At 41.6% G+C, this 24,317-nt stretch carries 26 protein-coding genes, 1 pseudogene and 1 riboswitch; of the genes and pseudogenes, 17 read left to right on the top strand and 10 right to left on the bottom strand.

Annotation, left to right across the window (positions count from 1 at the left end; all coding sequences use genetic code 11):
* The first annotated feature begins 119 nt into the window (after positions 1 to 119).
* The 4 genes from ACO1D1_RS12705 (at position 120) to clpP (ending at position 2,470) form a co-directional block, all read left to right on the top strand.
* On the top strand, positions 120 to 731 hold the full coding sequence (locus ACO1D1_RS12705) for a TetR/AcrR family transcriptional regulator (RefSeq protein ID WP_423336121.1): 612 nt from the start codon (positions 120 to 122) through the stop codon (positions 729 to 731).
* Positions 732 to 922: 191 nt separating this feature from the next.
* Complete coding sequence (locus tag ACO1D1_RS12700) at positions 923 to 1,009, top strand: YrzI family small protein (RefSeq protein WP_423336141.1); 87 nt, start codon at positions 923 to 925, stop codon at positions 1,007 to 1,009.
* Positions 1,010 to 1,159: 150 nt separating this feature from the next.
* The gene (locus ACO1D1_RS12695) at positions 1,160 to 1,711 is read left to right on the top strand and encodes a sigma factor-like helix-turn-helix DNA-binding protein (RefSeq protein ID WP_423336120.1); all 552 of its coding nucleotides are present in this window, start codon (positions 1,160 to 1,162) and stop codon (positions 1,709 to 1,711) included.
* Positions 1,712 to 1,885: 174 nt separating this feature from the next.
* Positions 1,886 to 2,470: an ATP-dependent Clp endopeptidase proteolytic subunit ClpP gene (clpP, locus tag ACO1D1_RS12690; RefSeq protein ID WP_149869991.1), complete on the top strand. Its 585-nt coding sequence runs from the start codon at positions 1,886 to 1,888 to the stop codon at positions 2,468 to 2,470.
* Between the two features lie 23 nt (positions 2,471 to 2,493).
* Here clpP and ACO1D1_RS12685 read toward each other — a convergent pair whose 3' ends face one another.
* Positions 2,494 to 3,600: an AbrB family transcriptional regulator gene (locus tag ACO1D1_RS12685; protein WP_423336119.1), complete on the bottom strand. Its 1,107-nt coding sequence runs from the start codon at positions 3,598 to 3,600 to the stop codon at positions 2,494 to 2,496.
* Between the two features lie 172 nt (positions 3,601 to 3,772).
* A complete protein-coding gene (locus tag ACO1D1_RS12680; protein WP_149869992.1) occupies positions 3,773 to 4,051 on the bottom strand; it encodes a hypothetical protein in 279 nt (92 codons plus the stop codon).
* A 215-nt stretch (positions 4,052 to 4,266) separates the two neighbouring features.
* Between ACO1D1_RS12680 and ACO1D1_RS12675 the strand changes: the two genes are divergently transcribed.
* The 10 genes from ACO1D1_RS12675 to cysI all read left to right on the top strand — a co-directional run bounded on the left by ACO1D1_RS12675 (position 4,267) and on the right by cysI (position 14,130).
* The gene (locus tag ACO1D1_RS12675; RefSeq protein WP_223820946.1) at positions 4,267 to 4,446 is read left to right on the top strand and encodes a Fur-regulated basic protein FbpA; all 180 of its coding nucleotides are present in this window, start codon (positions 4,267 to 4,269) and stop codon (positions 4,444 to 4,446) included.
* Between the two features lie 280 nt (positions 4,447 to 4,726).
* Positions 4,727 to 4,828, top strand: a riboswitch (SAM riboswitch).
* A gap of 87 nt (positions 4,829 to 4,915) precedes the next feature.
* On the top strand, positions 4,916 to 5,044 hold the full coding sequence (locus ACO1D1_RS12670; RefSeq protein WP_411675493.1) for a YezD family protein: 129 nt from the start codon (positions 4,916 to 4,918) through the stop codon (positions 5,042 to 5,044).
* 165 nt (positions 5,045 to 5,209) lie between these two features.
* Positions 5,210 to 5,926, top strand: a complete 717-nt coding sequence (locus ACO1D1_RS12665) for a phosphoadenylyl-sulfate reductase (RefSeq protein WP_149869993.1) — start codon at positions 5,210 to 5,212, stop codon at positions 5,924 to 5,926.
* A gap of 66 nt (positions 5,927 to 5,992) precedes the next feature.
* On the top strand, positions 5,993 to 7,051 hold the full coding sequence (locus tag ACO1D1_RS12660; RefSeq protein ID WP_423336118.1) for an inorganic phosphate transporter: 1,059 nt from the start codon (positions 5,993 to 5,995) through the stop codon (positions 7,049 to 7,051).
* Between the two features lie 197 nt (positions 7,052 to 7,248).
* Positions 7,249 to 8,397, top strand: coding sequence for a sulfate adenylyltransferase (sat, locus tag ACO1D1_RS12655; RefSeq protein WP_423336117.1), 1,149 nt, complete (start codon positions 7,249 to 7,251; stop codon positions 8,395 to 8,397).
* Positions 8,398 to 8,410: 13 nt separating this feature from the next.
* Positions 8,411 to 9,010 carry an adenylyl-sulfate kinase gene (gene cysC / locus ACO1D1_RS12650; RefSeq protein WP_423336116.1) on the top strand — a complete coding sequence of 200 codons (600 nt, stop codon included), beginning with the start codon at positions 8,411 to 8,413 and terminating at the stop codon, positions 9,008 to 9,010.
* A gap of 21 nt (positions 9,011 to 9,031) precedes the next feature.
* Entirely contained in the window at positions 9,032 to 9,808 is a 777-nt protein-coding gene (cobA, locus tag ACO1D1_RS12645) for a uroporphyrinogen-III C-methyltransferase (protein WP_423336115.1), read from the top strand.
* A 19-nt stretch (positions 9,809 to 9,827) separates the two neighbouring features.
* The gene (locus ACO1D1_RS12640; protein WP_423336114.1) at positions 9,828 to 10,562 is read left to right on the top strand and encodes a sirohydrochlorin chelatase; all 735 of its coding nucleotides are present in this window, start codon (positions 9,828 to 9,830) and stop codon (positions 10,560 to 10,562) included.
* A gap of 10 nt (positions 10,563 to 10,572) precedes the next feature.
* Positions 10,573 to 12,384: an assimilatory sulfite reductase (NADPH) flavoprotein subunit gene (locus tag ACO1D1_RS12635; protein WP_423336113.1), complete on the top strand. Its 1,812-nt coding sequence runs from the start codon at positions 10,573 to 10,575 to the stop codon at positions 12,382 to 12,384.
* Positions 12,385 to 12,411: 27 nt separating this feature from the next.
* Complete coding sequence (gene cysI / locus ACO1D1_RS12630; RefSeq protein ID WP_423336112.1) at positions 12,412 to 14,130, top strand: assimilatory sulfite reductase (NADPH) hemoprotein subunit; 1,719 nt, start codon at positions 12,412 to 12,414, stop codon at positions 14,128 to 14,130.
* Between the two features lie 36 nt (positions 14,131 to 14,166).
* Here the strand turns inward: cysI and ACO1D1_RS12625 are convergent, their stop codons facing one another.
* Positions 14,167 to 14,682 carry a J domain-containing protein gene (locus ACO1D1_RS12625; RefSeq protein WP_423336111.1) on the bottom strand — a complete coding sequence of 172 codons (516 nt, stop codon included), beginning with the start codon at positions 14,680 to 14,682 and terminating at the stop codon, positions 14,167 to 14,169.
* A gap of 247 nt (positions 14,683 to 14,929) precedes the next feature.
* On the opposite strand from ACO1D1_RS12625, the gene ACO1D1_RS12620 reads away from it, so the two are divergent.
* On the top strand, positions 14,930 to 15,721 hold the full coding sequence (locus tag ACO1D1_RS12620; protein WP_423336110.1) for a rhamnogalacturonan acetylesterase: 792 nt from the start codon (positions 14,930 to 14,932) through the stop codon (positions 15,719 to 15,721).
* On the opposite strand, the gene ACO1D1_RS12615 is transcribed toward ACO1D1_RS12620, so the two are convergent.
* On the bottom strand, positions 15,722 to 16,459 hold the full coding sequence (locus tag ACO1D1_RS12615) for a metallophosphoesterase family protein (protein ID WP_423336109.1): 738 nt from the start codon (positions 16,457 to 16,459) through the stop codon (positions 15,722 to 15,724).
* Between the two features lie 211 nt (positions 16,460 to 16,670).
* Between ACO1D1_RS12615 and ACO1D1_RS12610 the strand changes: the two genes are divergently transcribed.
* The gene (locus ACO1D1_RS12610) at positions 16,671 to 17,234 is read left to right on the top strand and encodes a DUF2062 domain-containing protein (RefSeq protein WP_423336108.1); all 564 of its coding nucleotides are present in this window, start codon (positions 16,671 to 16,673) and stop codon (positions 17,232 to 17,234) included.
* Positions 17,235 to 17,302: 68 nt separating this feature from the next.
* On the opposite strand, the gene ACO1D1_RS12605 is transcribed toward ACO1D1_RS12610, so the two are convergent.
* From ACO1D1_RS12605 to ACO1D1_RS12590, 4 genes are all read right to left on the bottom strand, one after another.
* Positions 17,303 to 19,069 carry a DUF4153 domain-containing protein gene (locus ACO1D1_RS12605; RefSeq protein ID WP_423336107.1) on the bottom strand — a complete coding sequence of 589 codons (1,767 nt, stop codon included), beginning with the start codon at positions 19,067 to 19,069 and terminating at the stop codon, positions 17,303 to 17,305.
* Between the two features lie 146 nt (positions 19,070 to 19,215).
* On the bottom strand, positions 19,216 to 19,389 hold the full coding sequence (locus tag ACO1D1_RS12600; RefSeq protein WP_190284881.1) for a hypothetical protein: 174 nt from the start codon (positions 19,387 to 19,389) through the stop codon (positions 19,216 to 19,218).
* 68 nt (positions 19,390 to 19,457) lie between these two features.
* Positions 19,458 to 19,565: a YjcZ family sporulation protein gene (locus ACO1D1_RS12595; protein ID WP_149870005.1), complete on the bottom strand. Its 108-nt coding sequence runs from the start codon at positions 19,563 to 19,565 to the stop codon at positions 19,458 to 19,460.
* Positions 19,566 to 19,855: 290 nt separating this feature from the next.
* Positions 19,856 to 20,824: a bile acid:sodium symporter family protein gene (locus ACO1D1_RS12590; protein ID WP_423336106.1), complete on the bottom strand. Its 969-nt coding sequence runs from the start codon at positions 20,822 to 20,824 to the stop codon at positions 19,856 to 19,858.
* 296 nt (positions 20,825 to 21,120) lie between these two features.
* Between ACO1D1_RS12590 and ACO1D1_RS12585 the strand changes: the two genes are divergently transcribed.
* Complete coding sequence (locus ACO1D1_RS12585; protein ID WP_423336105.1) at positions 21,121 to 22,083, top strand: S8 family peptidase; 963 nt, start codon at positions 21,121 to 21,123, stop codon at positions 22,081 to 22,083.
* 127 nt (positions 22,084 to 22,210) lie between these two features.
* On the opposite strand, the gene ACO1D1_RS12580 is transcribed toward ACO1D1_RS12585, so the two are convergent.
* Both ACO1D1_RS12580 and chrA read right to left on the bottom strand, forming a co-directional pair.
* Complete coding sequence (locus ACO1D1_RS12580; RefSeq protein WP_423336104.1) at positions 22,211 to 23,131, bottom strand: MBL fold metallo-hydrolase; 921 nt, start codon at positions 23,129 to 23,131, stop codon at positions 22,211 to 22,213.
* 28 nt (positions 23,132 to 23,159) lie between these two features.
* Positions 23,160 to 24,216 (bottom strand): annotated as a pseudogene (gene chrA / locus ACO1D1_RS12575) (chromate efflux transporter); the annotation flags it as partial.
* Positions 24,217 to 24,317: the final 101 nt, after the last annotated feature.

Below are 24,317 nucleotides of genomic sequence, written 5' to 3'. Positions count from 1 at the left end.
AAATGATCATAATAATATTATGTAAACATAAAATATTTTTAATTTCTTTCTATGTTTTAAAGGATTGAAATATGTTTTAATTTATTTGAGGCAATTTTATTCATGAACGGAGGTTAACTATGCCGCCAATCGTTTCAGATTCATATAAAGAAAAGAAAAAGAAGGAAATCTTGTCGAGTGCCCTGGCTTGTTTCGCTAAAAAAGGTTTTCAAGCGGCGACCATCGATGATATCGTTGAGCATTCTAGGATCAGTAAGGGAGCCATTTATAATTATTTTAAAAGTAAAGACGACATATATTTAGAATTAATGTCCTCTGATACACAGGAATCATTTGAACTACTAACGAAAGATCTGTCAACATACGAAAGTGCAAGTGATAAAATAAATTATTTATTTGAAGTTTACTTATCTCAAGATGTTTCCAATATTGAACACAGAAATAAAATCATTGTTCATAATGAATTTAAATTCTATGCAGCGCGAGATACGGAGCTAATGGAAAAATTAACGGCCAGGAGACATCAATATTTTGTCCAGCTCTTTGCCGAAATTATAAAAGAAGGCCAGAAAACAGGGGAATTCAATCCCCAAGAAAACCCTGACCTGACAGCCAATCTATTCTGGTCGATGATTGATGGCGTGACAATCCAAACGATCTATTACGATTACCCATACCGTGAAGTTTTAACGGAGATGAAGGAATTATTTTTGGAAAAAGTAAAAGCATAGCAGGCACATTGGCGGGCAAACAGCTTGCCTTTTTTTTATTTTTTTTGCCAATATAGGCAAAAGTAATTGACAATTTTTACATAGAAAAAATATAATAATATAAACCGACTAGTCGTTTTATATTTTGAAATTAAATAAAGACAAGATAGGAATCAAATAAAATTTAGTTCGAGTAAAAAGGAGGGGAGAAAATGACCATTAATATTTTATTCTTTACCATCACAATCAAAAAAAGGAAAATTAGCCTTGAGGAGGCTGTACAGGGAAGAAATGGTTGAAAAGCTTTATGATAATAATAAAGATAAGCAAATTTCTATCCGTCGTTTTATGTGAATAAACATATACTATTTAAAAAATTTTGTACCCCGTATCTTTTTATCCCTCATGAACCGTTTAAAGGCTAGAGAGTGCAAAAGGAGTGAAAACATGTGTCACATAAGCTAAGCACAGATAGCGCTAAAAGTTTACAACAAGATGATCAGCTCTGGCTCGAATTTTATCCAAAACTTCAACGATATTGCCGTTTTCTCACGCAAAACACTTGGGATGGAGACGATATCGCCCAGGATACCTTTTTAAAAGCCTTAAAATATCATCAGCAGCAGATGAGTATGGCGTTGTTAAATAAAATTGCGTATCATCAATGGATTGATCTTTTGCGAAAAAGAAAAAAGGAGACCATTGCATCGGATGTTGTGCACCCCATTCATGAGGTAACCAATCAACTTGATGATATGACCCATGCCGTTGACCAGCTGCTGAAAGAATGTACCCCAAAACAAGCCGTGATTTTCATGTTAAAAGAAGCCTTTCAGTATCAAGTAAAGGAAATAGCAGATTTGTTACACACGACAGAAACGGCGATAAAAGCCAGTCTGCACCGGGTAAAAAAGCGCATGGATAAAGAGGATCAAACCTATTCAGTCGAATCATTTTGGGATGAGGAAAGAAAAAGAACGGCTAGCGGATATTTTTTATGAATCGTTGAAAAATCAAGACCCAGCCGTTCTGATTGAATCCATACCAACAATATCAAATATGGTTGGCGTTCCAAAGTCGCTTTCAAGGAAATTACAGCGAATTCAATCAACTTCTCCTTCAAGCACTCTCTGTATGGCAGCATAGCCAATTAATGGCTTTAAGGAGGATATGAAATGAGTACCATTCCATATGTGATTGAACAATCTAACCGCGGGGAACGTTCCTATGATATTTACTCTCGGCTCCTAAAGGACCGAATTATAATCATTGGTGATGAAATAAATGACCATACGGCGAATAGTGTGGTCGCTCAATTATTATTTTTAGCAGCAGATGCACCGGATAAAGAAATCTCACTCTATATAAATAGCCCCGGCGGCTCCACTTCAGCGGGCTTCGCCATTTACGATACGATGCAATACATTAAGCCCGATATCCGGACGATCTGCACTGGCATGGCGGCATCTTTCGGAGCGATGTTACTGCTTGCGGGGACAAAGGGAAAACGGTATGCCCTGCCAAATAGCGAAATTATGATTCATCAGCCATTGGGCGGTGCAAGAGGGCAGGCAACGGAGATTGAAATTTCCGCACGGCGGATTTTAAAGTTAAAAGAACACATTAATCAAATCATTTCCGAACGGACCGGACAGCCGGTGGAAAAGGTAGCAAATGATACCGAGCGGGACTTCTTTATGAGTGCGGAGGAAGCAAAATCATACGGAATCATCGATGAAATACTTCATCCCAAAATCTAAATCACAAAACGAGGAAGGCAGTCTCAAGCTGCCTTCCTCGTTTTGTTTTTGCCAATCTTAAAAAACAACCGCAGCAATGGAGGGACGGCAAAATAGATAAAGAAGAGCCGGAATATTTGGAACCCAGTCACCATCGATAAATCGGCGTGGACTTCGTGGGCAAGGATCGCCATCTGATCCATTCCGCCAGGCGCCAGGCTTAATAAACTAGTGGAGGGTGTCATGGGATAAAAACGAACAAGCATCAATCCTAAACCGACAGAACCTGCGATCATGAACAAACCGCTCAGTAGCGCAAGGGAAATGATTTTGGCCTTGTTTTCCAGTTTTTCCGGCTTCAATAATAACCCGATGTAACCGCCAATCATGAATTGAGAAACGTCTAAGATAGGCTGTGATAGGGCCGGACCATAAAGCCCGAAAATAACAGCGATCGCCGTTCCAGCGATTGGACCTAACATAAACGGAGTTGGTAATCTTAATTTTTTGGCAAGAAATGCGCAAAATACACAAATGAATGCAAACAATAGGATATTTGGAAAAAGTGGAGCATAGTATTGCGCCGCCTTGTCAGCCAGATTTGAAGCATTTTGAATAGGTGAATGGTTAAACAACGGTCCGAAAACGAGAAACGGAACGAAGAAAATAATCATCATCAATCGGGCCACTTGCAAAAAGGTCACTGTGGTAATGTCGATTCCTTTCATTTCTTCTGCAAATATAATCATTTGCGAAAGCCCGCCGGGGATACTGCCGGTAAGCACTGTTGGATAATCCACTCCAGTAAGTTTCGAAACCACAAAGGCAATGCCGGCACAAAAACAAACGAGTAACACTGTCATGATTAGCATAGATGGCAGCTTCTCAATAATTTGCTGCAGCGCCTCTTTCGTAAAGGACAAACCAATTGAATAGCCAACAATGATTAATCCAGTATCGCGGATGGAAACTGGCCAATAATATTGAATTTTGCTAAATCTGGCTCCAATTAACACGGCTGTCATCGGCCCGAGCAGCCATGGTATCGGTGTATGAAGTACTGAGAATATAAGCCCGCCAATAAGGGCGGTCAATGCCGTTATGGTAAAGCGAAGCCCTTTACTGTCACGTTTCATCGATAAATTTATCAAGTAAAACCCTTCTGTCTATAAAAGTTTTTAAACGCGTGACGCGATTTCATTCCATTATTTTACCATGTGGACAGGCATAAATAGAAGGATTTAAACACAAAAAGAGCAGCCAAGAAAATGACTGCTCTTTATTGAAAGATCAAATTCATAGGATATTCATTGCATTTTCTGCTTAATGATCGCTGCTTTCATGCTGATCATGTTCCTGGTCAAATTCCTCAGGAGTAAATCCAAATGGACCCCTTGGCATCTGTTCTACGCGGAAAATCGCCACAATCACATCAATTCTTACAGCCAAAAGCCTTTGGCGCATTCTGCCTCTGCTTTCCAAAACCAGAACATCTCTGCCAACTTCAAGCAGCCTGCCGGTAAATGTACCTTGGAGCGTAACAATTTCTACCTCTTTCTTTAACAACTCATGGGCAATTTGATGAAAATTTAATTCTGTCATCGTCATCATCTCCTTCACATTACAGTAAATGCAACTAAGGAAAATTGGCTTCATGTTTTTATAAATTTTTTCAGGAAAAAAGGTATGTCTGTTTAACGTTCATTAAAAAATGATAACAATTCCATTAAATAAATGTAATTAAATGATATTTCGACAAATAATAGGGTATACCCTGTTTTATAATGCCTTTAAGTCTAAAGAGTGGAGGGGTTATCATGATGAATCAATCACCGCAGAATGAAGTTCAGCTAAAAAGACATCTTCTAATTGATGAACTCATTAAATTAGGCATTTATAAAATCAATAACAAGCACCTTTATGAATGGACTTTAAGCGATTTAGAAGAAGAGTATAAGGACCTTGACAAACAATTGGTCACTGCCGATCCCAATTAAGATTCCTTTCTAAATAAATTGAGTCAAAAAAATAAACATACTTAAATAAACATACTTAAAGGAACCATCATTACTTAAAATTGAAGATGTTAGGAGAAGAGCAGTCACTAGGCTGCTTTTTTTCTGTGCTATTTTTCCTAGAAATATATGCGGAGGGAGGTAATTTTGACATACAAAGTCCCGCTTTTAATGGGTGCAAATATTAATTTTTTAAATTTTGCATTTTATTATTTACACAAAACCTATTGGTATGGTAGGATTAATTCCATCAAATACTAAATTCTTATCAAGAGTGGCTAAGGGACTGGTCCGATGAAGCCCGGCAACCTGCAATGCAAGGTGCTAACTCCAGCAAAATGACGTTCATTTTGAGAGATAAGGTGTTTTAGGATATGACGCCTTTCTCGATAGGAGAGAAATTTCTAAAAGGAGGCGAATCTAACTGAACACTGAAGAAAAGGCAGAACTCATTGCACATCTAGAAAAAATGCTGGAGACATTAAAATTTGGATCCATCACGCTTGTGGTCCAGGATGGCAAGATAGTGCAACTGGAGAAAAATGAAAAGGTTCGTCTTCAACCAAATAAAAAACGCTGACTAGACAAACTAGAGGCGGTCTTCACTTTTTTACGAAGTGGAAGACTGCCTTTTTTTGTTGAAAGAAAAGTGGAAGGACACTAGCCGCTAGGGCGCTGGAGCTGGCCAATTCTCAAAGTTGAAGATTCATACTTTCATATTTATTAAAAGAGGAGGCCATTAGGGATGACAACTGCAATAACGTACCAAAATTGGAAACAGATATCAGAAGAATTCCTGGTAGAGGACGAAACAAAAGGTGCGAGGTCCGTTTTGGAATGGGCTTATGGTTCATATACCGACGAAGAGATTGTTTACGCATCAAGTTTCGGGGCTGAAGCGATTGTATTAATTGATCTAATCCAGCAGATCAAGCCAGATGCCCATATCGTATTTCTAGATACAGGGTTACATTTTCCCGAGACGTATGAGGTCATCGACAAAATTGAAGCTCGTTTTTCCAATCTGCGGATTGAACGCAAACAGCCAAAACTTAGTCTGGATGAACAAGCGGCACAACACGGATCGGCATTATGGAAACGGGATCCGAACCAATGCTGCCAAATCCGCAAGGTCATTCCTCTTAGGGAGACCCTGACCGCTAAACAAGCATGGATTTCTGGATTGCGCAGGGAACAATCACCGACAAGGGCGAATACCCAATTCCTTAATAAGGATGAAAAATTCGAGAATATCAAAATCTGTCCATTGATTCATTGGACTTGGGATGATGTTTGGGGCTACATCAAGGATAAAGATCTCCCATACAACACACTGCACGACCATCAATACCCGAGCATCGGCTGTTTTCCATGTACCCAGCCGGCAGCGGCGGATGGCGACTCGCGTGCGGGCCGCTGGGCGGGAAGCGGCAAGACGGAGTGTGGGCTGCACACTCGCTAAGGCGGCCCCGCAATAGTAATCAAACGGTCACATGTCCCCACTAGTGGGATAAAGGAGGCATTTCTTTTGCTCACAATCATTGCGATAACAATTGGATTCTTTTTTGCGATAAATATTGGTGCAAGTGGTGCGGCGGCCTCGATGGGAATCGCCTACGGATCAGGTGTTGTGAAAAAACGTCTGGCCTTGCTATTATGCAGCATCGCCGTATTTCTTGGCGCCTGGCTTGGCGGCGGTGAAGTGGTGAAAACCATCGGCAGCGGGATTGTCCCGAGTCACACCTTTACCGTCCCGGTTGCACTCATTGTCTTAGCATCGGCTGCGCTATCCTTGTTTTTGGCTAACATCTTTGGGATTCCGCTTTCAACGAGTGAGGTGGCAGTGGGTTCCGTTGTCGGTGCCGGGATAGTATACCAGTCGGTATTTGTCGGTAAGCTGGTCTGGATCATGCTATTTTGGCTATTAACACCGTTTGTTGCATTTGTCATCGCTGTTGCTGCCTCCTATTTTTTGAAAAATAAAAAATGGATGGCGACCCCGAAAGCTGTTCCGTTTCTGTCTTTGTTAGTGGTCTTTATGGGGCTGTTTGAGGCATTTTCAGCCGGTATGAACAATGTAGCCAATGCGGTAGGCCCGCTTGTCGGCGCGAACATTCTCTCTACCGGGGATGGCATATTTTGGGGCGGTTTATTCGTGGCAGGCGGGGCCTTACTGCTAGGGCAGCGCGTCCTTGAAACAAATGGGAAAAAAATAACGACCTTGAGGCTGGAAGAGGGATGCGTCATCTCTGGAACAGGAGCAACGATTGTCACCGTGGCATCGGTATTCGGAATCCCAGTTCCACTGACACAAATCACCACCTCATCGATTATTGGAATGGGCTTTGCGAAGCAGGGCAAGTCGGTTTTGAAAAAAGACATTGTCGTCCAGCTGCTCACTGTCTGGATTGTATCACCTGTGTTGTCGATGGTGCTGTCATACACCCTCATTCAATTGATCATTGAACATAATTTTTACCCAATCATCGCCATGGCAGGGGTGCTGATTTCCGTAGTAGGGGTGTTGTCGTTGATGAAGCGGCAAAAACCTGCGATAACAGTGCACCAGGAGGTAGTGAAGGATTAAGGGCGTGTAAGGCGCGGATTTCAGCCAGAAAAACAGCTAAATGACAGTAAACATGGGTTATGCGACAGTAAATAGGGCTTATACGATAGTTAACAAAGCTTATGCGACAGTAAATATTGCTCATCCGACAGTATCCACAACTCATCCGACAGTAAAATCAAATTTAAATACACCTACTATTGAAAGGATTTGAAAAAATGTCATTTTTACCAAAACCTCATGGAGGAAAATTAATTCAAGCCTACAATCCAAATTATGAGGTAGCCCATATTGAAAAAGAGCTCGAAATTGATGCTATCGCTTTAAGTGATCTTGAACTAATTGGGGTTGGCTTGTTCAGCCCGCTAACGGGATTTCTAGGAAAAGCCGATTACGAATCTGTGGTCGCCAATATGCGTTTAGCGGACAACACGATTTGGTCCATTCCGGTGACACTTCCGGTATCTTATCAAACAGCGGCGACCCTTACCGTGGGCGAAGAAGTCAAGTTAGTTTTTGAAAAAGAGGTTTATGGAGTCATTAAGGTTTCTGAATGGTTCGAACCAGACTTAGATAAAGAAGCCATTGAAGTATACAAAACGCCGGAGCTTGCTCATCCAGGAGTTAAACGCCTTTATGAAAGAGGTCCTGTCTATGTTGCCGGTGAAGTAACACTTGTTAAAAAACCGGAAAAAGGTGTATTCAGCGATGTATGGCTTGAGCCGAAAGAAACGCGGGCCTTGTTTGAAGAAAAAGGATGGAAAACCATTGTAGGCTTCCAGACGAGAAACCCGATCCATCGCGCCCATGAGTACATCCAAAAGGCTGCCTTAGAAACGGTGGATGGACTTTTCGTTAACCCGCTTATCGGTGAAACAAAATCCGATGATATCCCAGCCGATGTCCGTTTGAAGAGTTACCGAGTCCTTCTTGAAAACTACTATCCTAGCAATCGGGTCCAGCTCGGTGTCTATCCTGCGGCGATGCGCTACGCTGGTCCAAGAGAAGCAATTTTCCATGCGATTGCCCGAAAGAACTTTGGCTGCACTCATTTCATCGTCGGCCGTGACCATGCCGGTGTCGGTAATTACTACGGTACCTATGATGCACAGCTGATCTTCAGCGAATTTCCTGAAGGGGAACTTGGCATCAAGCCACTATTCTTTGAACATAGCTTTTATTGCACGAAATGTGAGGGAATGGCTTCGGATAAAACTTGCCCGCACAGCAACGAGGACAGAGTGATCCTTTCGGGAACAAAGGTTAGGGAATTACTGCGTTCCGGCACACTTCCTCCATCAACATTCAGCCGAAAAGAGGTTGTAGAGGTGTTGATTGAAGGTTTAAAAGAAAGCGCAACGGTTTAAGGGGGAATCGAACATGACAAAAGCAACAAATATTACATGGCACGCAGCAACCGTAACAAAGCCAGAGCGGCGTGTGCAAAATGGTCATGGCAGCTGTGTCCTCTGGTTTACCGGCCTGTCAGGCTCAGGTAAATCGACAATCGCCAATGCCGTTTCCAGTGAATTATACCGCCAGGGCATCAATGAATATGTCCTCGATGGTGATAACATCCGCCACGGTCTTAATAAGGATCTTGGCTTTTCCGATCATGACCGGACTGAAAATATTCGCCGGATCGGCGAAGTGGCGAAACTGTTTGTCGACAGCGGTGCCGTTGTGACGACTGCATTTATTTCACCCTTCCGCTCAGACCGGGATCAAGTACGTGACCTTTTTGAAAAAGAAGAATTTATCGAAGTGTTTGTTGAATGCCCGCTAGAAGAATGTGAACGGCGCGATCCAAAGCAGCTGTATGTAAAAGCTCGCCGCGGTGAAATAAAGGATTTTACCGGGATTGATTCTCCGTACGAGGCACCAGAACGTCCGGAAATCACCATCCGTTCCGACTTATTGACTGTGGAACAAGCGGTAGGAGAAATTTTTCAATACTTGCAGACAAAAAACATTATTTAGCTTTGAAAGGATGATGAGCCCATGGGTGGCAAGGTTTACTTAGTTGGTGCGGGTCCCGGCGATCCAGATTTAATTACGGTAAAAGGAATGCGCTGCCTGCAGCAAGCCGATGTCATCCTTTATGATCGGCTGGTCAATCCTGAACTGCTGCACTATGCAAAAGAAGGGGCACAGCTCGTGTACTGCGGCAAACTCCCGCATTACCATACGATGAAGCAGGAGACCATCAACCACTTTTTAGTGAAATATGCCAAAAAGGGCTATCAGGTTGTCCGCTTAAAGGGGGGAGATCCGTTTGTGTTCGGACGCGGCGGTGAGGAAGCAGAGGAATGTGCGCGCCATGATGTCGCGTTTGAAATTGTTCCTGGTATCACGGCCGGGATTGCTGCTGCCGCATATGCCGGAATTCCTGTAACCCATCGCAGTCTGAGCAGAAGCTTTGCTTTCATTACGGGGCATCAAGCGGGAGATGTTGCAGCAGAGCATCAGTGGTTCCATTTGGCAAATGCAGTGGATACGATCTGTATTTATATGGGAGTTTCTAATTTATCTACTATAACAAAACAATTGATTCAACATGGCAAATCACCACAAACTCCAATTGCCCTTGTTCAATGGGGGACATTAAGTGATCAGCGAACGGTGGTCGGGACGCTGGAGACGATCGAAGAACGGGTGAAAGAGGCAGCTCTTTCTAACCCAAGCATGATCGTCATTGGCGAAGTCGTCCACCTTCATAAAAAATTGAACTGGTTTCAAGATGAAATTGTTCCCAATTTGCCAGTGGTCCACGGATAAGGCAGGGGGCTTCTAGGATATGAAAGCAATTTTATATATTGGTCATGGTACCCGCTCTAAAAAAGGGGCTGAGGAAGCAAAGGCCTTTATTAAAAGAGTAATAGAACGAATCGATATACCCATCCAAGAAATCAGTTTCCTAGAGTTGACGGAGCCGTTAATGGAAGAAGGATTCCGCCGATGTGTGGAGAGAGGTGCCACGGAGATTACCGTTGTTCCTCTGTTCCTTTTGGCAGCAGGTCACATTAAACAAGATATTCCTTTGATATTGTCCGGATTACAGGAGCGTTATCCTGAAATACAGGTAACTGTGAAGGAGTCTTTTGGTGTACAGGGTATGATTTTAGACGCGGTTGCAGATTTGGTTAGGGAAACTGCAGGGTATCTAGTGCCAGAGGATCGACTTTTGATTGTTGGCAGAGGAAGCAGTGACCCGGAAATCCTTGGTGATTTTTCAAAAATTGCCGGTGGCATTCGGAATCGTCTTGGCATTGAAAGGGTATCTGTATGCTACTTGGCTGCAGCTGAACCAAGGCTTTTGGATGGCTTTGAGACGATTACTATAGGTGCCGTGGGCAGGGTCATCGTTGTGCCATATTTGTTATTTACCGGTTTGCTTCTTGCGGAAGTAAGCCAAGAGGTGCGTAAGCGGCAAAGGCTAGGCTGTGAGATTCTCCATACAGGCACGCTCAGCAGCCACCGGGTAATTGAAGAAATCATTATTGAAAAAGTAAAAAATTTAAACACATATTGAGGTGGTATTGTTGCAACTTCAAGTATTGAACAGTCCGTTTAATCAGGAGCAGGCAGAGCTCCTTAATCGTATTCTGCCAACACTTACCGAACCGCAGAAATTTTGGCTGAGTGGCTTTCTCGCTGCATCACAAGGCACCGCTGCACTTGGGACGCCGGCTGCACATGTCCAGCAGCACGCTGAACCTTCAAAAACAAAAGAAGTGACCATCTTATATGGATCACAAACTGGCAATGCCCGCGGATTAGCAAAAAAGGCAGCCCAATCACTAGAAGGGAATGACTTTCAAGTTACCGTTTCATCCATGAGTGATTTCAAACCAAATAACCTGAAAAAGGTTCAAAACCTGCTCATCATTGTAAGCACACATGGTGAAGGAGATCCTCCGGACAACGCGCTGACATTCTATGAATTTCTTCATAGCAAACGTGCACCAAAGCTTGAAAATTTCCATTTTTCCGTTTTAGCTCTTGGTGACAGCTCGTATGAGTTCTTCTGTCATACAGGTAAAGAATTCGATAAGCGGCTGGAAGAACTTGGCGGCACAAGGCTTTATCCGCGTTTCGACTGCGATGTAGACTTTGACGAGCCGGCAGCAGAATGGCTTCAAGGAGTTCTTGGCAGCCTGGGCGAAGCACAATCTGAGGCAGCCGCCAACGGACAAAATCTCGAATCAGCAACACAATCAATAGAATCACAGTATTCGAGAACCAATCCATTCCAAGCCGAGATTCTTGAAAATATCAATTTGAACGGTCGAGGCTCAAATAAAGAAACACGTCACTTAGAAATTTCACTTGAAGGGTCCGGACTCACATTCGAGCCTGGTGACAGCCTTGGCATATATCCGGAAAACGATCCGGCTCTTGTCGACCTTCTTCTTGAAGAAACAAAATGGAATCCAGAGGAACTGGTGACTGTGAAGCCGGGAGACCAGAGACAATTAAGAGAGGCGCTTCTCTCTTATTATGAAATTACGGTTCTAACAAAACCGCTTCTCCAAAAAGCAGCGTCATTGTCAGCAAGCAAGGAATTACAAGAACTGACAGCATCAGACAACGATGAAAAGTTAAAAGCCTACTTAAAAGGTCGCGATTTGCTAGATTTAGTTCGCGATTTTACTCCTTGGATTGGTTCAGCTCAGGAGTTTGTGAGTATTTTGCGAAAAATACCTGCCCGTCTTTATTCTATTGCGAGCAGTTTATCCGCGAATCCGGACGAAGTGCATTTGACGATCGGCGCTGTCCGCTATGATGCCAATGGCCGCAGCCGTAATGGCGTCTGCTCGATTCAAACAGCGGAGCGGCTAAACCCAGGGGACCGCATCAACGTATTTGTGCAGCAAAACGAAAACTTTAAACTTCCGGAAAAACCGGAGACACCAATTATTATGATTGGGCCAGGTACAGGTGTAGCGCCATTCCGTTCTTTTATGCAGGAGCGTGAAGAAACGAACGCAACTGGGAAGTCATGGCTGTTCTTCGGTGATCAGCATTTTGTCACTGATTTCCTTTATCAAATCGAGTGGCAAAAGTGGCTGCAAAACGGTACTCTAACGAAATTGGATGTAGCCTTTTCGCGTGACACCGCCGAAAAGGTGTATGTTCAGCTCCGTATGCAGGACAATAGCAAAGAATTGTTCGAGTGGCTGCAAGAAGGAGCGGCCGTCTATATTTGCGGTGATGAAAAACATATGGCACATGATGTCCACAACACATTGCTCGAGATTATCGAAAAAGAAGGCGCCATGAGCCGTGAGCAGGCAGCAGCCTATCTTGCCGACATGCAGCAGCAAAAACGGTATCAGCGAGATGTATATTAATTTTTGAAAGAAGGGGGATTAACCAACATGGTGAAAAAAACTTTAACAGCACCAGGGGGAGCGCCGAGTGATGTCGAACGCATCAAAGATGAAAGCAACTATTTGCGCGGCACGTTGAAGGAAGTCATGCAGGACCGTATCAGCGCCGGCATTCCTGATGATGACAACCGATTAATGAAGCATCATGGCAGCTATTTGCAGGATGACCGCGACCTCCGTAATGAACGGCAAAAGCAAAAGCTAGAACCTGCCTATCAATTCATGCTGCGTGTTCGCTTGCCTGGAGGTGTTGCAGCTCCAAACCAGTGGCTTGTCATGGATGAACTCGCTGAAAAATATGGGAATGGCACTTTGAAACTGACCACACGTGAGACCTTTCAAATGCATGGGATTTTAAAATGGAATATGAAAAACACCATCCAGGAAATTCATGCTTCTCTATTGGATACAATCGCAGCTTGCGGCGATGTCAATCGTAACGTGATGTGCGCCTCAAATCCATATCAGTCTGAAATCCATGCCGAAGTATATGAATGGTCAAAGAAATTGAGTGATGATTTATTACCACGCACAAGAGCGTATCATGAAGTATGGCTGGATGAAGAAAAAGTGGCCGGCACTCCAGAAGTCGAAGAAATAGAACCAATGTATGGCCGGACTTACTTGCCACGAAAGTTTAAAATTGGCATTGCCGTGCCGCCATCCAATGATATTGATGTCTTTTCACAAGACCTTGGATTCATTGCAATAGTGGAAGACAGCAAACTGATTGGATTTAACATCGCCATTGGCGGAGGAATGGGCATGACCCATGGGGATACGGCAACATATCCACAGGTGGCCAAGGTTATTGGCTTCTGTAAAACAGAGCAGCTTTATGAAGTGGCGGAAAAAACGATTACCATTCAACGCGATTATGGAAATCGTTCCGAGCGGAAAAATGCCCGGTTTAAATACACTGTGGATCGACTTGGGTTAGAGACAGTCAAGGAAGAGCTGGAAAATCGCCTTGGGTGGAAGCTAAGTGAAGCGAAACCTTATCATTTCGACCATAATGGTGACCGTTACGGCTGGGTAAAAGGCATTCAAGGAAGATGGCATTTTACATTATTTGTTGAAGGCGGCCGTGTAACTGATTATGATCATGTTCAGTTAAAGACGGGCTTACGCGAAATCGCAAAGATTCATACGGGTGATTTCCATTTGACAGCCAATCAAAACGTCATTATCGCCAATGTATCAAGCCAAAAAAAGAAAAAGATCAATGAGTTGATTGAAAAATACGGATTAACGGACGGCATGCATGTTACTGCCCTCCGCCGCAATTCGATGGCATGTGTGGCGCTGCCGACATGTGGATTGGCGATGGCCGAAGCAGAACGCTATTTACCGGTTCTGATTAACAAAATCGAGGAAATTGTGGATGAAAGCGGCCTCCGTGAAGAGGACATTACAATCCGAATGACTGGCTGTCCAAACGGATGTGCAAGGCACGCACTCGGGGAAATTGGCTTTATTGGCAAGGCACCAGGAAAATACAACATGTATCTAGGGGCAGCCCATGATGGCAGCCGCTTAAGTAAAATGTACCGTGAAAATATCGGTGAAGCAGAAATACTCAAAGAATTAAGCGTCATACTTCCGCGCTATGCAAAAGAGCGGCAGGAGGGGGAACATTTCGGTGACTTTGTCATCCGTGCCGAAATTGTTAAAGCAACGACAGACGGCACAAATTTCCACGATTAATTCAACAGGCAAAAGAGACAGTCATCTGTCTCTTTTCTACTTTGCTTTCGAATAATGTTCATAAAACACGCGAAATAATCGTTCATCACCGCCGCGATCCGGATGAAGTCCTTTGAGTAATTTTTTAAACTCCCTTTTGATTAATTCCTTGTCAGCATCCATGTCTAAACCTAATAATGCCGCATATGTAAGGGGCGGGGAATCAGCAAGGGCATATTCTGCCTGTAACATTCTTTTCAAGCCGCGAACTTTCGTTTGTTCAAGGCGGACCATCGTTTTTAATTCCTCATTTTCCTGTTTTAATTTCTTGTTTTCATAGAATGTCTTTTCCCAATGATGGTAATCCACTCCAAACTGGCTGCATCTTTCCTCGATTTGTTTTTCCAAAATGAAGGCAGCTAAATCTCTTGGTTTAATGAAGTAGTCAATATTTAAATTCTTCGTTCGTTTTGCTTTCAGTTTACCGTCTAAAATCCAGCGGATGACAACTTGTTCATTATCAGTAATGCCTTGGTCCATTAATAATTCGGTAGCTTCCTTTAGATTCAACATGTTAATCAACTCATTCTTAATCCGTTTTAAAAGGCTAAAATCAATGTACCATATAAAAAAACTCGATTGTTTTACCGGAGTATGTAATTTTTATTAAAAATTCATTTCATAATGGATGGAGTGAATCAAAGGTCCTTTAATTATTTTGCCTGCTAATTAAAATTCTCTTCATCAACGGTCATGAATCGTTTATGATTAATAAATAATAAGATTACGATCGAAGAGTTTACACAGGGGGAATGGACGTTTGGGACGGAATAAGGTTTTCATGTTTGGGATATCTGTAATAACTGCAAGTTTGATTTTATATACCGGCATCCATGTATCTAAAGCCTCATCCAAGGCGGAGCAAGAAATAACCATTTATCTTGCGGGAGATTCAACGGTTTCGAATTATCCGGCATCTTTATCGCCGCGCTCAGGCTGGGGTCAAGAGCTATCCAATCGATTTGACAGTCATGTCACTGTGATCAATCAAGCAAAGCCGGGGAGAAGTTCGAAAAGCTTCATTGATGAAGGAAGACTGCAGTGGATTTTGCATCATATTAATAAGGGGGATTATCTGTTCATCCAATTCGGTCACAATGATGAAAAAAGAGAGGACCCATCGAGGTACACGAATCCGTCCACTACCTATAAAAGTTATTTAAAACAATATATCCAAGGTGCCCGGGAAAAAGGAGCGATACCCATTCTTGTTACACCGGTGGAAAGAATGAGTTTTTCAGTCGGTGGTATGGCACAAGCATCACACGGCGAATATCCTAAAGCCATGAAGGAACTAGCGAGCGAAGAAAACGTTCCAGTTATTGATTTAACAGAAAAAAGTAGAGAATTGTTTCAGCAGCTAGGGCCGGAACAAACGAAGAAACTGTTCATGTGGCTAATAGCAGGAGAATATCCTCATTATCCCAATGGGGCAATGGACAGCACCCATTTTCGGAAAAATGGGGCCATAGAGATTGCCAGCCTAGTGATAGAAGGAATCGATGAACTTGATTTACCGCTTCAGGAATATGTTCGAAAAGTAGATCATTGATTATTGATAGTGTAAAGGTTGATTTCCATGGAAGACTTTCAATATATAGTCTGAACCCGGAACATTCAGCTTGCTGTATCCTAATAAAAATTCCTTATTATCATAGGGTACTTCTTTAAAAGTGACATTTATTTCACCATGATCTCCAATGATCAAAATAGCGTACGAAGCAAGCGGCTTATGAAAACAACCAAGTGAACCGGGATTCAAGTAGAGCCGTTTCTTCGTTTTAAAATGATGGATGACATGATGATGACCAAAACAGATGATATCAGCGGCTGAATCACGATAGAGAAAATCCAATTTCTCAACGGTCGGGTCATAATCAACTGGTAAAAAATTACCTTCTTCATCTAAATGGTAGTGGACAAAATCTAAACGTTTTCCATTACATTCAGCCGATAGTGTGACGGGCAGCTCGGATAAAAATGAGAGAAATGAATGATCGATATGAGCGGCAATCCACACATGATGGTCTCTTTCTCGCTTTCTGCTATAGGGCTCTCTCCCTGAAAGAATATCTACAATCGCTTCATCATGATTTCCCATTAAAAAAGAAATATCGCTGCGAGAGAGCAGTAAATCCAGCACTTTATTTGTTTCATAGCCGATGCCAATTAAATCTCCAAGGCAATAAATCTGTTCAATGGTAGTGTCTTGATCGATTTCCTTGCATACAGCTTGAAGAGCGGAATAATTCCCATGAATATCGGAAATAATCGCGATTTTCTTCTCCATATCATCATCACCGTTTTTGATTAGCTTTCCAGTAATCGAAAAATAAATTCACACACCATTACCAATAACATCCTTTTATTTCTGAATAATTTTCTATTTATTCTATTTGATAAAGGTGTAAAATAGAAGATAAGGTAGGTTTTCTATAAAATGAGTTTTTAGAAAGTTCCAAATAATATCATATACCGATTTCACCAAGGGGTGGCACCTATTGAGGATAAAATATAAAAAGTATCATCTTTATCAACGGATTGGACGAGCCTTTAAATTAAATTTCACAAAACTGCTGCGTTCTCCTGGGGGAGCTAAAAAGGTAGCCCTCGGTTTTGCCCTTGGCTTTGGACTGGAAATGTTAGTGATTTCGACAGCTTCGCTTATTTATATCTTATTTGTCCCGATTGTCAAACTGGCAAAAGGTTCCTTACCGGCGTCTATTATTGGAAATATTATAGGGAAACTCACACTTCTGCCAGTGATTCTTTTACCATTTGCAAGACAACTGGGAAAATTGTTCTTTCCAATTAAAGTACGAATTGGCCATCATGGATCTTTTTCTTTTCAAAACTTATTACACGGTGATTTCCATAGTTTAGTCAACTTGCTCCATGGCGGTGTCCATGCCTTAATCGGTATGACGATTTTCGGGACCGCCCTTGGTATTGTTTCTTATTTCCTTGTTTATTATCTCTATGAGAAAGAAAAATCGAATCGACTCAAAAGGAGACGTCTTAAACAAGAAATTCGTTTACCTAGGATCGATAAGAATTTAATTTAATATTTACCAATTAAGAAAGCAAAACAAGCGGAACCATGTCCCGCTTGTTTTGCTTTCTTAAGGAATTTCTATTTAATCTGAATAAAAACGAATAACATGGCGTTATTATATTGTGCATCTTGTTTTTCAATCCCTAGATTTTGCACGACAATGGTTAGTTTGGCTCGATCATTTTCATTTGTAAATGTTGCTTCTTCTGCTGATATTTGTCCCTTAGAAGGGTTGTAATGAGAAAATTTATCAAAGATTTCTTGTGTGTTATAGCTAATAAGAGTCAGGTCATTCGAATCCTTCAATTGAAGGTCATAGTGATCTTGCTGAAAGTTTTTAAACAAGGTATACTCTTTACCTTCCTTTACCATATCAAAAACCTTATCATCACTATGTTGATCTGACATCAATATCTCGATTTTTGCAAAGGTATCAAAGCCTGTGATGGTAATGGGCGTTGACTGTTGCAGATCAAGGTAAATCGATTGAGTGAAATGATCCTGCTTTTGATACTCATCAAAACCAAAAGTATCATGAAAATCTTCATATGCATTGAAATCATCTGGCAGCCATTTCATGTTCTTTGTATATCCCATCATGTATAAGTATTGAACAGAATTGGTAATTATTTGCTTATCCTTGTCAGAAATAGATGCATTTGGCCTGATCTTATTATGTTCGAGCATATTATTTTTCACAAGTACGTTTTTCAGTATTTTACTTTGGCTCGTTCGACTGATGGTGAACGCATCCACTGGAGGCACGATAGAAACAGCTGAAAAAATAATTAACATAGCCGCAATCACGCCATTTTTTCGTACAGGAAAAACGCTCATTAAAATACCTGCAACGGCTGCAAAAATTCCAAACAATATGACATAATAGCGGGTATGTGTTACACCACTATCAGCCAAACTGAAAATCGAGGACATAATCTGGAAGAGGACGATTGGCACCAGGACTTTTGGAAAAATCATTCTGAAAGTGGCCGTAAACTTGTTTTCAATCTCACTAACCAAGATATACACCAAAATAACGGTAATCGCATAGGATACGAGCATTGGTTCTAGTAAGTTATCCGTCCAAAATTCCCCGCCGATATTTTTGATAATGTAAGTCACTAGTATTAACGTAAACACGGCTAATAGCGGTATGAGTATATAGGAAAGCAAGATTTCTAAAAACTTCGGACAAGAGGCTGCCTTATCAATGGTTTCTTTTCGCGGCTTATTTTTTTCATTTGCTCCTGGATATTTTGGAATGAGTGAAAGAAAATACATCGGTGCAAAAAGAATAAAAATAAAATTGGCCGTATGTGCATAAGCAGAAGAATCGATGGAAAAAATCAACTGGTCAATTGCCGTAAGAATAATGCTAATACCGCCGAAAATAACACCAGAAAAGAACAGGGAATTGAAGAAAGATTTAAAGGTAACCATAAAGCTTTTGTTAAAACTTGTGCTGCTTCTTATGACGGGTACCCAAATGAAGGCTATTAGCAGGGCAAACAAGGCAACGACCGTTCTCATTTCGATTTCCATGCCTGGGTCAGGCGCTTGCCTAATAATGAGGTAATAACCTGCAGTTAGCAAGACAACCATGCCCATTAAAATCACTTGGATGGAAAGCTTTGAAAAAAAACGGTCATAGACAACCTGGAATACGGCACTAAGAAATGCCCCAACAACAAATGTTAAAAGAATTTTCGAACCGTCCTTTTCATTGCTGATCATATAAGAATTAATAAAAACAGTGCCTAATAGAAATAGGGTTGTTAAGGGAAAACGGGCAATGGCATCCGTCAAGCCTGTGAGTGTATGAGTAAGTTTTTTCAACCATTTCAACTTTTTCAACTCCCTTTTCCAGTTCCTTCTATATATTTAGTATAGCACCAAAGGAACCTAGATATAGCTATTATATGCGCTAAAGGAGGCGGTAACGCACTAAAAAAGAGCCCGAAGGCCCCAATTTTCTTACTAATTTTATATGCTTAAAAGAATCTGCGTCTCCGTTCAAATTCAAATCGTCTTCTTCTTTCAAACTCAAATCTTCTTCTTCGCTCAATCTCGATTTCAATTTCAATTCGTCTTCTTCTCTCTATTTCGATTTCAATTTCAATCGGGACAAACGGTCTTCTGCCAAATCCAAAAAATCCAAATGTCATTAAATCCCCCTCCTTTCATTAGGGATTTACTTGGAATATTAACCTAAAGTATTACGGGTTACTACCAATTAGTAGCCCATGAAAGAAGTACCTACAATGATCAACAGAATGAACAAGACAACAATCAATACAAAGCTGCTGCCGCCGCCATATCCGCCCCCGTCATAACCATACATATCTCTTTCACCACCTTTTAGATGATTGGAAGGAAAAAAACACTTCACTATGTATATATATTTTTTGTATTAATAGTTGATTGGACAAGCGTCATGTTGGTAGAAAAAAACAACGCTTCATATAAACAATGAAGTAAAAATGGGTGATACCTCCATATGTTAGAGAATTTGTATAATAATAAAGTCGTATTTTTAAAATAGTGATTGGATTATTAGGGAACAAGAAAAAGAACTTGGAAGCATCCAAGTTCTTTTAATAACGAATTAACTGATCCACCATAGTTTCGGCTTTACACTGATAATGTTTTCCCTTCACTTCCAGCTGCGTTTTTATCATTTTTCATCCGGCTGAAGATGGTTGCAAGGATTGGGCCAGAAATGTTGTGCCAAACACTAAAAATGGCACTTGGTACGGCAGCTAGTGGTGAAAAATGTGCAGCTGCAATGGCAGCGCCTAAACCAGAGTTTTGCATTCCTACCTCAATGGCGACAGCCTTTTTCTTTGATAAGTCCATTTTAAAGAGTTTCCCAAATAAATAACCAATTAAGTAGCCAAGACAGTTATGAAGAACAACGACCGCAAAAATAAGGATTCCCGTTTTTGCAATCGCTGCTTGGTTAGCAGATACAACTGCTGCAACGATGGCAACAATCGCAATAATGGAAATAAGCGGTAGAACTTTCACGCTTGCTTGTGCTTGTCTATTAAATAACTTTTTCACTATAACTCCAAGAATAATCGGGATGAGAACGATTTTAACGATTGAGAGGAATAGTCCTGCAGGATCAACAGGGATCCACTCGCTGGCAAGTAACAAAATAAGAGCTGGTGTGACAAGTGGTGCAAGGATCGTTGTAACCGATGTGATTGTGACACTTAAGGCAACATCCCCTTTGGAAAGGAACGTCATAACATTTGATGCCGTTCCGCCAGGGCAGCAGCCTACTAAAATAACGCCAACTGCAATTTCTGGAGCTAGGTTCAGACCTTTCGAAAGTAAAAAGGCGAGCCCGGGCATGATTAAAAATTGGCCTACAACTCCAATCGCGACGTCCTTTGGCCGTTTAAAAACTTCTTTGAAATCATTTCCAGATAAAGTTAGCCCCATCCCAAACATTATAATTCCAAGTAATAGAGAAATGTGTGGAGCAATCCAAGTAAATGCTGGAGGCGATACAAATGCAAGGACGGCAAATATCAGTACCCAAATGGCAAAAGTATTGCCGACAAATTGACTAAGACGTTCTAAAGCTTTCAATGTTTCCACCCCTGTAAGATAATTTCGTAATGCTAAATATTATAGAATATTATTTCAATAACCACAATAGTTTGAAAATTATTTTTTTAAAATAGTAAAGCGTCTAATAATGAAAGCGTTAACGCATTACTAAATTAAAGAACTATTGAAATAAATTTCGGGTATAAACAGGAATCGCCTGTCATAAAGAAAAATAAAAAATGCGCCAAAAGAATCTTTTTTAATAGATTCAGAATTGTTAAACTATTACCAACATCATGGGTTGGCTTCAAATAAATCTGTTAGGAGGGAATGCGTTGGAACGAAAAGTACGCTTAATTCCGTACCAAGTGATTGCAGAGTTTGAAGAAGTAACCGAGGTGCCAAAAGGGGTGGAAATGATTCAGGCCCCTGAAGTGTGGAGGGCGTCCAGAGGGAAGGGAATGACAATCGCTATTTTAGATACCGGTTGTGAAACAGACCATATCGACTTAAAAGATCGAATCATTGGCGGGCGAAATTTTACAAAAGATGATCGCGGCGACCAAAATAACTATCGTGATTACAATGGACACGGCACACATGTTGCCGGGACAATGGCCGCAATTTTAAATGAGACGGGAGTCGTAGGCGTTGCACCGGAAGCTAATCTATTAATTGTCAAGGTTCTTGATAAAAATGGCTCAGGACAATATCAGTGGATTATCAATGGAATTTATTACGCGATTGAACAAAAGGTAGATATTATCTCTATGAGCCTGGGCGGTTCAGCGGATGTTCCCGAATTACATGATGCCATTAAAAAGGCTGTTGCCAATGGGATTCTCGTTGTTTGTGCGGCTGGAAATGAAGGGGACGGAAGAGACTCAACAGACGAGCTGGCCTATCCAGGTGCATACAATGAAGTGATCTGCGTGGGGGCAATTGGATTAAATCGTAATATATCTGAATTTAGTAATTCAAATAAAGAGGTTGATGTAGTTGCTCCAGGAGAAAGTATATTATCAACCTATTTAAATGGTAAATATGCGAGGCTTAGCGGCACGTCTATGGCAACACCGCATGTAGCCGGTGCACTTGCATTAATTAAAGCAATCTCCAACCAAGCATTTGATAGAAATCTAACAGAGCCGGAACTATATGCCCAGCTCATAAGGAGAACAATCCCACTAGGAAATTCTCCGAAGCTAGAAGGGAATGGGATGGTGTATTTGACCACCGTGGAATATTTAGCAACGCTTGGCAGTGAAAAGGATGAGCAAGAAGTTTTGAGTGTTTAAGTTTTTCATTGAAACAAAAAACCAGCAGTTCTCTTTGGAGGCTGCTGGTTTTTACTCCTAATTACACAAGATCGTCAGTGGCTGGGTGGACGAAACCAAATTTTTGAAGGATTGGTCCTCCGGTTTTCTACTTTCCAGTCTCTATCACGGTTTCACCAAGTAAGAGCACCTTTAATTGTTCCCCGGGAAGCTGCTGCTTTTCCCATTCACGGTACAAGCGGTCTAATGCCTCCGGGCCAGTATCGTCGGCTAATCGGTAAGCACCATAATGCATCGGCACGAAAAGTTTTGCCTTTAAATCAAGGAAGGCTTTCACACTGTCTTCCGGAGAAATATGGGCATCCGCCATAAACCACTCAGGCTCATAGGCTCCAATCGGCATAAACACCGTACCAACTTTAAATCTCTCCGCAATCTGTTTAAAGCCGTTAAAATATCCCGTATCACCGACAAAATAAAAGGTTTCCAGCGGTGTTTGAAAAATCCAGCCGCCCCAATGGGAAGTATTCATATCTGTAAGCGACCGTCTCGTCCAGTGCTGTGCAGGGACGAAATGAAGGGTAATTTCTTTAACTTCTGCGTTTTCCCACCAGGACATTTCCGTCACCTTCTGATAGCCTTTTCTGGTAAAAAGTGATTTCAATCCAACAGGAACAAAGTAATGGGGATTTCCTTTTAATTTTTTTAAAGTAGGGAAGTCCAAATGATCGTAGTGACCATGAGAAATGACAACAAGGTCAATCTCAGGCAAATCTGCTAAAGAAATTCCCGGCTCAGTAAGTCGCTTTTGAAATCCCATCCTCTTCGCCCATACAGGATCCGTCAAAATATTCATGCCATTCAACTGTATCAAAAAGGTAGAATGCCCAATCCATGTAAAGGAAGTGCAATTTCTATTTTCATTTATTTCGGTCACTTTTTTTGTGGGACACTGTTCAATGTTTACCGATAAATCCTTTACTTTCGTTCGTCGTTCCTTCTGCCACTTTCTCATATCACTAAATGATTTATTGCTTGTAACATTATCCAAGTTTACATATTTTTTCATTGTTCACTCACCTTATTAGTCTCCATTTTCATAGCAATAATCCTCCCAGTGCACCTAGAAGTACGATGATCCACGGTGGAAGCTTCCAATAAACAAGTAAGCAAAACAGAATAGAGCCAAAAGCAAAATCAATTGGTGATATGATTGAGCTAGTCCAGATCGGTGTATAGAAAGCAGAGATTAAGATTCCGACCACTGCAGCGTTTACACCTAGAAGTGCCCCTTTGATTTTTGGGTTTTTTCGAAGGTGATCCCAAAAGGGCAGGGTACCCATGATCAATAGGAAAGCTGGCAGGAAAATAGCTATTGTCGCCAAAAGGCCGCCCTTCCATCCGTTGATTACCGCCCCGATATATGCTGCAAAAGTAAAAAGCGGTCCAGGAACGGCCTGCGCTGATCCATAACCTGCGAGAAAATTCTCTTTACTGATCCAGCCTGATGGAACAAATTCACGCTCAAGTAAGGGCAATACAACATGCCCACCGCCAAAAACAAGCGAACCTGACCGATAGAAACTATCAAAAAGCGCAATCCATTCATAAGATGTTATTTCTCTAAGAATGGGAAGTATGATAAGTAAGCCAAAGAAAAGGGTTAAACAAATATAGGCAAATCCACGTGATAATGGAACCGTTATGATCGTGTCCTCTTCTGATGCCGTTTGTTTAAAAAATAGATAACCAAAAATAGCAGAAACAAGGATTATACCTACCTGCGTATACGTGGTTTGCCAGATCAAAGTTCCTACAAGGGCGAACAGGGCAATGGATTTTCTTTTTAAATCGGGAGTCAATTTCTGTGCCATCCCTAAAATGGCATGTGCTACGACAACAACAGCGACAATTTTCAATCCATGAATCCAGCCCGCATTTTCCACGTTCATCCCATTTAGAAGGAGCGCAAATAAAATGAGAGCAATTACTGAGGGAAAGGTAAAGCCAATGAATGCCATTACTTCCGCCTAATACACCGGCACGCATGACTCCAATTCCAATACCAACCTGACTGCTAGCCGGTCCAGGAAGGAATTGACATAGTGCCACGAGGTCCGCATAGCTGCGTTCATCCAGCCATTTTCTTTTGCGTGAAGCGGCGCACGAAAATGCGAAAGCGTTTCACGATAAATGCGAAAACGCCTATCTAGGTTGTTGGGTTGGCCGTTGAAGCTGCACAACCAACGAAGCAA

Source organism: Neobacillus sp. 19 (genome assembly GCF_049463095.1).
Lineage (GTDB): Bacteria > Bacillota > Bacilli > Bacillales > Cytobacillaceae > Neobacillus.
Note: the sequence above shows the minus strand (reverse complement) of the source record. Positions and strands in the feature narration are given on the sequence as shown.